Below are 6610 nucleotides of genomic sequence, written 5' to 3'. Positions count from 1 at the left end.
GCCGCCGCCACCGCCAGCTCGGCGGCCCCACTGGCGTACGTCCAGAAGCGGGCCGCCCGGGCAGCGCGCGCGGCACGACCGCGTCGTAGAACCGGGGCTTGAGGAAGTGGGTGACGCCGGCGGTGGACAGCAGGCCGGCCAGGGCGCAGCCTCGCCACGACGGGTGGTCATCGGTGCTCTCCCTGGTGCTCGACGGCGCGCTGCACGGCCCGGTAGATCTGTCCGAACCGTAACGCGTCCGGGGTGCGCACCAGCATCACCTCCTGCCCGTGGTGCTGCACCCACAGCTCGTGCACCCGGTTGCCGCGCTCGTAGGAGCGGTCCAGCCAGCTCAGCGGCAGCTCCAGGAACGGGGTCAGGGCCAGCGCGCGACCGCGCAACCGGCGAGGATGACCAGCGCCAGCTTCCAGTTGCCCCGGTCCTGCGCCGACCAGGCCAGCGAGACCACGCAGACCAGCGCCACCAGTGGTGGCAGCGAGAGCAGCAGCACGAGGACGCCCCGGCCCAGCACCCGCCCCCGGACGGCCAGCGTCGTCGCCCCGCGCGCGTGCCAGACGTACGTCACGTCGGCGATCCGGATCGCGTGCCCACCGGCCCGGATCGACTCCGAGGTCACCTGGACGGTGTCGTCCCGGTAATAGAGGGTCATCACTAACCCTAACCATCCGTGGGCAAGACCCGCCCCCGTCGTTCCGGCAGCCGGTCGCCCCTCCGGTCCGCGCGTCCGCCCGGGGGTCCGGGGTGCGTCCGGGGCCATCTGCTGCCGGGGACCCCCGCACCGGGCCCACCGGCCAAGGGAGCGCGGACCGGGGGGACCGGCGGCGTCGCGACGGGACGGCGCGGGACGGTCGGGCGGCGTACCGTCCGGGCGCATGGCCGACAGCGAGCGCAACGTCGAGGTGGTCCGCCGGTACCTGCGGACGTTCGTCACCCGGGACCTGGCCGAGCTGCGGGCGGTGGTCGCCGAGGATGTGGAGATCTACGGGTCCGGCCGGGCCGTCCGGGGCCGGCACTTCGTCGAAGGGGCCATCGCCGCGCCGGGGCTGACCGTGCTCGACCAGGAGATCCGGGAGCTCTTCGCGGCGGGCGACCGGGTGGTCGTCTCGATGGCGCAGACCTACCGGCGGGACGCCACCGGCGCCACGGCCGTGCAGAGCGCCTGCAAGATGTACCGGCTGGCCGGCGGCCGGATCGTGCAGTTCTGGGGCGAGCAGGACCTCTACGGCCTGCTGCGGGGGCTGGAGATGGTGCCCGACGGGCCGATCGAGTTCTGAGCGCGGGGCATCGGGCGGCGGCTCTCCATCGCCCGCTGCACCGCCCGGTAGACCTGGCCGAAGCGCAGCGCGTCACCGGTGCGCAGCAGCAGCACCGGTCGGCCCCGCCAGCGGGCCCACATCTCCCACTCCCGGCTGCCCCGGGCGTACGAGCGGTCGAGGTGTTCGAAGAGGAAGTCGGCGAGCGGGCCGACGGCGAGCCCGACCAGCACCGAGGCGCCCACGATGGCGACGGTGACGGTGAGCGAGCGGTGCAGCCAGACGGCCAGCGCCACCCCCAGCACGGCGGCGACCAGGGGGCCGGCCAGCGCCACGCCCAGGGCGCCGCGCCCGGCGAGCACCCGCCACGAACGGCTGCCCCGCTGGTGCCAGACCATGCCGATCTCGGCGAGCGGGAAGGCTCGCCCGTCCACCCGGATCGCGGTGGAGGTGACCTGCACCGACCTGTCTTCGTAGTACGTGATCATGGCGGCACTCCCGGTGGCGGGGCTGACACCAGCCTACGTACCCCAACGACCGGGCCGTAAGGTTGGCACGCGACTTCGACGAGGAAGTGAGGGCAGCGTGAGCGAGTTCGTGCGGCTGGAGACCAAGGACGGCATCGGCACCATCCGGCTGGAGCGGCCGCCGATGAACGCGCTCAACACCCAGGTGCAGGAGGAGTTGCGCGCCGCGGCCGCGGCGGCCACCGCCGACGCCGGCGTCCGCGCCGTCATCGTGTACGGCGGGGAGAAGGTCTTCGCTGCCGGCGCGGACATCAAGGAGATGGCCGACATGTCCTACGTGGACATGGCGGAGCGGGCCGCGGACCTGTCCAGCGCCCTCGGCGCGATCGCCCGGATCCCCAAGCCGGTGGTCGCCGCGATCACCGGGTATGCCCTCGGCGGCGGCTGCGAGCTGGCCCTGGCCTGCGACTGGCGGGTGGTGGCCGAGGACGCCAAGCTCGGCCAGCCGGAGATCAAGCTCGGCATCATCCCCGGCGCCGGCGGCACCCAGCGGCTGGCCCGCCTGGTCGGCCCGGCCCGCGCCAAGGATCTGATCAGTCGCCGCGATGGTGGATGCCCAGGAGGCGCTGCGGATCGGCCTGGCCGACCGGGTGGCCCCGGCCGCGCAGGTCTACGACGCGGCCGTCGAGCTGGTGAGGCCGTACCTGACCGGCCCGGTGCAGGCGCTGCGCGCGGCGAAGCTCGCCGTCGACGGCGGCCTGGACATGGACCTCAACTCCGGTCTGGCCTGGGAGAGCCAGCTCTTCGCGGCGCTCTTCGCCACCGACGACCGGCGCGAGGGCATGGCCGCCTTCGTGGCGAAGCGCAAGCCGGACTTCACCGGCCGCTGACCGTCGGCCCGGGCCGCGACCCCGCGTGGTCGCCGGCCTTCGGGTGAACCGAGAAGTGTTCACATCCTCCGTACCGGCCAGTAGCGTGTGACACCGGTCAGGTGACGAGGGGAGCGGCGATGACGGAACGGGTCGAGGGCCACGGCGGGGAGCTCGCGCTGGCGGCGCTGCGCGCCAACGGCGTACGGGAGATGTTCACCCTCTCCGGCGGGCACGTCTTCCCGCTCTACGACGCCGCCCACAAGCACGGGTTTCCGATCTACGACGTGCGGCACGAGCAGTCCGCGGTCTTCGCCGCCGAGGCGGTGGCCAAGCTCAACCGCCGCCCCGGCCTGGCCGTGCTCACCGCCGGCCCCGGCGTCACCAACGGCGTCTCCGGGCTGACCAGCGCGTTCTTCAACGCCTCGCCGGTGCTGGTGCTGGGCGGGCGGGCGCCGCAGTTCCGCTGGGGCTCGGGCAGCCTCCAGGAGATGGACCACCTGCCGCTGGTCGCCCCGGTCACCAAGCACGCCGAGACGGTGTTCAGCACCGACGACATCCCACGCGCCGTCACCGCCGCCCTGACCAGCGCGCTCACCCCGCACCGGGGCCCGGCCTTCCTGGACTTCCCGCTGGAGGCGGTCTTCAGCGTCGGCGACGTCGAGCTGCCCGCGCCGGTCGCCGTCGCGCCGGTCGAGCCGGACCCGGACGAGGTGGCCCGCGCCGGCCGGCTGATCGCGGGCGCGCAGCGCCCGGTGTTCATCGCCGGCTCCGACGTGTACGCCGGCGACGCGGTCGCCGCCCTCCGCGAGGCCGCCGAGGCGCTCGGGGTGCCGGTCTTCACCAACGGCATGGGGCGCGGTGCGCTGCCGCCGCAGCACCCGCTCGCCTTCGCCAAGGCCCGCCGGGTCGCCCTGAAGGGCGCCGACGTGGTCGTCGTCATCGGCACGCCGCTGGACTTCCGGCTCAGCTTCGGCGACTTCGGGGACGCGGCGGTGGTGCACATCGTCGACGCCCCCCAGCCAGCGGGCCGGGCACGTCCAGCCCGCCGCCAGCCCCGCCGGCGACCTGCGGCTGATCCTCTCCGCGCTGGCCGGGCAGCCCGGCGACCGGGTCGACCACGCCGACTGGATCGCCCAGCTGCGCACCGCCGAGGACGCCGCGAAGGCCCGCGACGGCGAGGAGATGGCCGCCGACACCGACCCGATCCGGCCGGCCCGGGTCTACGGCGAGCTGCGCCGGGTGCTCGCCCCCGACGCGATCACCATCGGCGACGGCGGCGACTTCGTCTCGTACGCCGGCCGCTACCTGGAGCCGGCGCAGCCGGGCACCTGGCTCGACCCCGGCCCGTACGGGTGCCTGGGCACCGGCATGGGTTACGCGATGGGCGCCCGGGTCAGCCACCCGGACCGGCAGATCTGCGTGCTGATGGGCGACGGCGCGGCCGGCTTCTCGCTGATGGACGTGGAGTCCCTGGTCCGGCAGCGGCTGCCGGTGGTCATCGTGGTCGGCAACAACGGCATCTGGGGGCTGGAGAAGCACCCGATGCGGGCCATGTACGGCTACGACGTCGCCGCCGACCTCCAGCCGGAGCTGCGCTACGACAAGGTGGTCGAGGCGCTCGGCGGGGCCGGCGAGACGGTGGCCAAGCCGGCCGACCTCGGGCCGGCCCTGGCCCGCGCCTTCGACGCCGGGGTGCCGTACCTGGTCAATGTGCTCACCGACCCGACGGATGCGTACCCGCGCTCGTCGAACCTGGCCTGACCACGACGCCGCGACCGCCGCTCACCGGGTGACCGGCGGCGGCGGTCGCGTTCTGTCAGCAGCTAAATCAGCGGAATGTCAGCGGCCGTCGCCGTAACGTCAGACCCCTCGCGCATCGTTGGGCGACCAGCGATAACGATCGGAGTTCTGATGACATACGCGATCCGCGCCGAGGGGCTGGTGCGCCGCTTCGGTGCCACCACCGCCCTCGCCGGGGTCGACCTGGAGGTTCCCACGGGGACGGTATTCGGGTTGCTCGGTCCCAACGGCGCCGGAAAGACCACCGCGGTACGGGTGCTCGCCACCCTGCTCGCCCCGGACGAGGGGCACGCCACGGTCGGCGGGTACGACGTCGGCCGCGACGCCCACCGGGTGCGCCAGCTGATCGGTCTGACCGGCCAGTACGCCTCGGTCGACGAGACCCTGACCGGCACCGAGAACCTGCTGCTCATCGGCCGGCTGCTCGGGCTCGGCCGGGCCCAGGCGCGGGCCCGCGCCGCGGAGCTGCTCGCCGACTTCCAGCTCACCGACGCCGCCGGCCGGGCGGCCAAGACCTACTCCGGTGGCATGCGCCGCCGGCTGGACCTGGCGGCCAGCCTGGTCGGGCGGCCGCAGGTGCTCTTCCTCGACGAGCCGACCACCGGGCTGGACCCGCGTAGCCGCAACGAGCTGTGGGACATCGTGCGCACTCTGGTCGCCGACGGGGTGACCGTGCTGCTCACCACGCAGTACCTGGAGGAGGCCGACCAGCTCGCCGGCCAGATCGCGGTGGTCGACCACGGGCGGGTGATCGCCCAGGGCACCCCCGAGGAGCTGAAGGCGAAGACCGGCGGGCAGGTGCTCACCGTGCGCCCGGTCGACCCGGCCGACCTGCCGACCGTGCGGGCCATCGCCGGCGAGGTGGCCCGGGCGACGCCGGAGGTCGCCCAGACCACCGTCACCGTGCCGGTGAACGACCCGGACGTGCTGCCCGCGGTGGTCCGCCGGCTCGACGCCGCCGAGATCCAGGTGGCGGAGCTGGCCCTGCGCGGTTCCAGCCTGGACGAGGTCTTCCTCTCCCTCACCGGCCACCGGGCCGAGCAGGACGCCGCCGCCGACGTACTCGAAGGGACCCCGGCATGACCGCCGTCACCGCGCCCGCGCCCGCGCTCGCCCCGGCCCGCCGGCTCGGCGTCGGCGCCGGCCTGCGGCACACCCTCACCCTGGCCTGGCGCAGCCTGGTGCAGATCAAGCACAACCCGATGGAGCTGCTCGACCTGAGCATCCAGCCGGTGATGTTCGTGCTGCTCTTCACCTACGTCTTCGGCACCGCCATCGCCGGCTCGTCCGGCGAGTACCTGACCTTCATGCTGCCCGGCATCATGGTGCAGAACGCGCTCTTCGCCACCATGACCACCGGGTTCGGGTTGAACAACGACCTGACCAAGGGGGTCTTCGACCGGCTCCGGGCGCTGCCGATCGCCCGCTGGGCCCCGCTGGCCGGCCGGATCCTCGCCGACACGGTCAAGCAGGCCTGGTCGATCGCGTTGCTGCTCGGGGTCGGGATGATCCTCGGCTTCCGGGTCGGCAACGGTGCGCTCGGCGTGCTGGCCGCGTTCGCCCTGCTGCTGGCGTTCACCCTGGCCGCGTCGTGGATCTCGGTGCTGGTCGGGGTGCTGGTCAGCGAGCCGGAGAAGGTGCAGATCTTCGGCTTCATGGTGATCTTCCCGCTCACCTTCACCAGCAACATCTTCGTGCCCACCGACCGGATGCCCGGCTGGTTGCAGAACTGGGTCGAGGTCAACCCGGTCACCGTCGTCGCCGACGCGCTGCGGGGGCTGCTGGTCAGCGGCCCGGTGGCCGGCCCGGTGCTGCAGACCCTGCTCTGGGGCGCCGGCATCGCGGTGCTCTTCGCGCCGCTGTCCCTGCGCGCGCTCAAGCGTCGGGTGTGAGCCGGACGGCCTCCCCGGCCGTCTCCACCCCGCCCCGGCGAAGGCTTCCGCACCGAGGGCGGGGCGGGCCGCCGCGGTCGTCCATCACCGCGGCTGCGCGAGCGGGATCCGCCTAGACCTCCGGGCGGTCCTCCTCGCGCGGCGGGTCGCCCTCGCGGTGGCGCAGGTCGTCCTCCCGTCGGCGCAGGTCCTCCTCCCAGCGGCGGAACAGCTCCTCGTCGTCGCGACGGGAGCGGTCGGCGATGGAGTCGAGGAACTCCGGGTCGTCGTCGGGCGCGACCGGTCGGCGCCGGTCCCGTCCGGTGGGGGCGGGGCCGGCCGGGCCG

The 6610-nt window shown here is 74.0% G+C and carries 4 protein-coding genes and 4 pseudogenes; 5 read left to right on the top strand and 3 right to left on the bottom strand.

Features of this window, described 5'->3' with window-relative positions; translation table 11 throughout:
- Positions 1-167: 167 nt before the first annotated feature.
- A pseudogene (locus JNW89_RS23340) lies at positions 168-649 on the bottom strand (DUF6232 family protein).
- 223 nt (positions 650-872) lie between these two features.
- Here JNW89_RS23340 and JNW89_RS23335 point away from each other — a divergent pair.
- Positions 873-1274, top strand: coding sequence for a nuclear transport factor 2 family protein (locus JNW89_RS23335; RefSeq protein ID WP_238450502.1), 402 nt, complete (start codon positions 873-875; stop codon positions 1272-1274).
- On the opposite strand, the gene JNW89_RS23330 is transcribed toward JNW89_RS23335, so the two are convergent.
- Positions 1220-1741, bottom strand: coding sequence for a DUF6232 family protein (locus JNW89_RS23330; protein ID WP_238450501.1), 522 nt, complete (start codon positions 1739-1741; stop codon positions 1220-1222). The genes JNW89_RS23335 and JNW89_RS23330 overlap by 55 nt on opposite strands.
- A gap of 97 nt (positions 1742-1838) precedes the next feature.
- Between JNW89_RS23330 and JNW89_RS23325 the strand changes: the two are divergent.
- The 4 genes and pseudogenes from JNW89_RS23325 to JNW89_RS23310 all read left to right on the top strand — a co-directional run bounded on the left by JNW89_RS23325 (position 1839) and on the right by JNW89_RS23310 (position 6284).
- Positions 1839-2610, top strand: a pseudogene (locus JNW89_RS23325) (enoyl-CoA hydratase-related protein).
- A 119-nt stretch (positions 2611-2729) separates the two neighbouring features.
- Positions 2730-4353: pseudogene (locus tag JNW89_RS23320) on the top strand (acetolactate synthase).
- A gap of 150 nt (positions 4354-4503) precedes the next feature.
- Entirely contained in the window at positions 4504-5475 is a 972-nt protein-coding gene (locus JNW89_RS23315; protein WP_238450500.1) for an ATP-binding cassette domain-containing protein, read from the top strand.
- Positions 5472-6284: an ABC transporter permease gene (locus JNW89_RS23310; RefSeq protein WP_179803474.1), complete on the top strand. Its 813-nt coding sequence runs from the start codon at positions 5472-5474 to the stop codon at positions 6282-6284. Before JNW89_RS23315 ends, JNW89_RS23310 begins: the two co-directional genes overlap by 4 nt.
- A gap of 112 nt (positions 6285-6396) precedes the next feature.
- Here the strand turns inward: JNW89_RS23310 and JNW89_RS23305 are convergent.
- A pseudogene (locus JNW89_RS23305) lies at positions 6397-6610 on the bottom strand (hypothetical protein); the annotation flags it as partial.

The organism is Micromonospora sp. 4G55, assembly GCF_016803375.1.
Note: the sequence above shows the minus strand (reverse complement) of the source record. Positions and strands in the feature narration are given on the sequence as shown.

Bases quoted from the DNA above. Each gene is read 5' to 3' on its own strand.
- JNW89_RS23310 (WP_179803474.1), top strand. From the start codon at position 5,472: ATGACCGCCGTCACCGCGCCCGCGCCCGCGCTCGCCCCGGCCCGCCGG.
- JNW89_RS23330 (WP_238450501.1), bottom strand. From the start codon at position 1,741: ATGATCACGTACTACGAAGACAGGTCGGTGCAGGTCACCTCCACCGCG.
- JNW89_RS23335 (WP_238450502.1), top strand. From the start codon at position 873: ATGGCCGACAGCGAGCGCAACGTCGAGGTGGTCCGCCGGTACCTGCGG.
- JNW89_RS23315 (WP_238450500.1), top strand. From the start codon at position 4,504: ATGACATACGCGATCCGCGCCGAGGGGCTGGTGCGCCGCTTCGGTGCC.